Genomic DNA, 3,208 nt, shown 5'->3' on the forward strand with positions numbered 1-3,208 from the left:
CTACATGGCCTATCCTGACGAGGCGGCGGAGGGCTTTGGCGCCCGTCTGCCGGTGATTGCAGAAACCTTCCTGATGGCCGAATAAACGAACAGCCCGGCGGGACGCTATGCGTCCCGCCGGGCTTCTCAGTACAATGAAATTTAAGGCCATCGCCACGAATTGTGAAAAACTGCCTTAAGGCAAAATTCTACCCGCTTACTGCGGGGCGCCATTTAAGGAGTCTTCCTCCTTGAAGGTCATATACCAATACTGGTAACTCCACTCTACACGCTCGTAAAGCTCGTCCAGCCGATTTCCGGAGAGCTTTTCCATAATATTTCTGTGACTCTGCGAAAAATAGGCCACCGCATCGTGCTGCAAAATGGTTTCGATTGTTTTATAGAGAAAGTCCTCGGTAATCTTGACAATGCTGTCATAAAGCGTGATCACCGCCACATTTCCGGTGGCGGCTGCCAGCTCCTGATGAAAGGCAATGTCCTTCTTGGCAATTACTGCGATATCATTTTCCCCCAAGGACAGATATTCTTCCAAATCGTCCTGAATCGCACCGAGACGATCCCATGTCTCCTGTGGCAGCTTTGTATAAAAAAGCTGCTGCAATATTCCGTTATCAAGGAGTTTCCGGAGATCCACAAGCTCGTGATGAGCGCTTTCCTTTTGCAGGATAATTCCATACAGCATCGGGTTTAAAATGTTGGGGGAGAACCCGTCGCAGACATAAGTGCCGTCTGCCCTGCGGACCTCCAGAATGCCGTAGGCCACCAAGGTCCTGACGGCCTCCCGCACGGTGTTGCGGCCCACACCGAAGGATTTCCCCAAATCCGATTCTGTCGGGATTTTCATTCCGGGCTTCAGTTCTCCACTCATAATGGCGCTGGTTAAGCGTGAAACCACCCGGTCTACCACGGATTTCGCCTGGATAGGGGCAAGATACTCGCCGGTCACTTCTCTCATCAGACTCTTCCTCAATTTCAAGGTTTGTTTCTTTGTGCAAGCTACATATTCAAGTACCAATGGCGGAACGCCAGGAGTCATTCCCCGGCCTTCCCCACAGTTACCTGCATTTTGTCCTCATAGTAACGGACAAGCGCCGCTTGATCTTCATTAACGTAACCGTTATCGTTCATCCAATCCATCACTTGCAGCACCACATCGGTCAGAGGCAAGTCTACGCCCATTTTGTGGGCATAGTGCTTGGCGTTCAGGATGTCCTTGCGGTGAACGGCAATACGGGCCCCGGGCTCGAAATCCCGATGAAGGACTTTCGGCACCTTGTTATCGTACAAGGGGCCTCCGGCAAAGCCGCCACGGGTCGCGTCAAAGGTGGTCTGCAAATCGATGCCCGCTTTTGCGGCAAAGGCATACCCCTCTGCAATGGCAACCAGAATCGCGCCGCCCACCATGTTGTTGACCAGCTTTGTCGTGTCGCCGCTGCCGGGGCCCCCGGTGTACACCGGGGTACCCATACAGTCCAGCACGGGCTTTATTTGGTCAAAAGCGGCGCGGTCGCCGCCCACCATGATGGAAAGCGTTCCGTCTTTTGCCATCGTGTTTCCGCCGCTGACGGGGGAATCCAGCAGAAACATCCCCGCGGCCGTTGCCTTCTCCGAGAGCGCCAGAATAATGTCCGGGGCGGCAGAGGACAAATCCACAATCAGACGCCCCGGCTTTCCCAGCCGGATGGTCTCCTCCACAGAATGCTGGATAATGGCATGGGTAGGCAGCATCTGGAGGATTACGTCACAAGTGGTGTAAAGCTCCTCAATATCGGCGGTCACAACGCCGCCCGCCTCACGGTACATTTGCCGCTGCGTCTCGCCGATGTCGTATCCGATTACCTCGAGCTCCATTTTCCGATCCACATTCAGCGCCATATGCAGGCCCATGACCCCAAGACCTAAGAATCCTATTTTTGTCATTATAACACACCTTCCAAAAATATGCAAAGAGTGAACCATGACACACGGTTCACTCCTGCATGATACAGTATTGTTACCGCGCCTTTTCCCGTCAGGCGAGAAAGCCCGGCAGCCACAGCGTGAAGAACGGAATATAGGTAACCATCAAAAGGATGACCAGAGAAATAATGAAGAACGGCAGGCATGATTTAAAGGCGCCGCCCAATGTCACATTGCCGATCTTTGCGCCCACCAGCAGGGATACGCCCACCGGCGGTGTGATGCAGCCGATGTAGATGTTGATGCAGGTCAGAATCCCGAACTGAATCAGGTCGATGCCGAAGGAGTTTACCAGACTCAGCATCAGAGGAACCATCATCACGATGATGCAGTTGCCCTCCATCAGGCATCCGAGAATCAGGAAGATTACATTGATAATCAGCAGCACCATAAACTTGGAAGATACCACAGAGGTCATGGCCTGCATGAAAAGCTGGGGAAGCTGAGAGGAGATCACCACATAGGCCGATGCCTTGGACAGACCCACCAGAATCATGATGGCAGCCACGGAAATCGTTGTCTCGTACAGAGTCTCCATCAGGTTTTTCAGGCTGATGGTGCGATAGATGAAGATGCCCACGATGGCGGCATACAGCGCAGAGATAGCCGCCGCTTCAGAAACGGTGCAGATGCCGCCGAAGATGAGCCCCAGAACGATAATGGGCATGAACAAGGCCCAAATGCTGTCCTTCAGGATGTGCAGTTTTTCCTTGGTGGTGGTTTTGGGCTGCATCGGCAACTTCATTTTATAGCCGTAATACAGCGTATACGCCAAAAAGCACACCATGCAGAGTACAGCAGGCGCGGCAGTGGCCATGAAGAGCTTTTGGATGGAAGTCTCTGTCAGGCTGGCGTATACCACCAGAGAAATGGAAGGAGGAATCATGGGGCCTAGCAGGGAAGAGCAGCTTGCGCAGGCGACGGAATAGTTTTTGTCATATCCCGCCTCCTCCATGGCAGGCACCGTCATGCCGCCCACTGCGGCCACGGTCGCCACGGCCGAACCGGAGATTGCGCCGAATAAGGCCGAGGAAAGCACTGTTACAGAGGCAAGGCTGCCCCGCACCCTGCCAAGAGGCACGTTCGCGGCGGCAATCAGCTTTTGCGTGATGCCCTGCGCCATGATATTGCCTGCCAGAATGAACAGGGGAATGCACAGCAGGGACGCGGAGTTCATGCCAAGGAAGGTTTTCTGGGCGACGGCCTCCAGCGGGAATCCGGCGTGGATCATTGCCACCATGGTGGCAAT

3 protein-coding genes are annotated in these 3,208 nt (G+C 53.9%); all 3 read right to left on the bottom strand.

Going from position 1 to position 3,208, the window contains the following annotated elements:
- Positions 1-196: 196 nt before the first annotated feature.
- Positions 197-955: a FadR/GntR family transcriptional regulator gene (locus B2W96_RS02930; RefSeq protein ID WP_293008393.1), complete on the bottom strand. Its 759-nt coding sequence runs from the start codon at positions 953-955 to the stop codon at positions 197-199.
- A 77-nt stretch (positions 956-1,032) separates the two neighbouring features.
- Positions 1,033-1,920 (bottom strand): NAD(P)-dependent oxidoreductase, encoded by an 888-nt coding sequence (locus B2W96_RS02935; RefSeq protein ID WP_293008395.1) that lies wholly within the window; start codon positions 1,918-1,920, stop codon positions 1,033-1,035.
- A 91-nt stretch (positions 1,921-2,011) separates the two neighbouring features.
- A partial coding sequence (locus tag B2W96_RS02940; RefSeq protein WP_293008397.1) for a TRAP transporter large permease occupies positions 2,012-3,208 on the bottom strand: 1,197 nt, incomplete at its 5' end.

Source organism: Oscillibacter sp. UBA6647, from assembly GCA_002455655.1.
Classification (GTDB): domain Bacteria; phylum Bacillota; class Clostridia; order Oscillospirales; family Oscillospiraceae; genus Oscillibacter.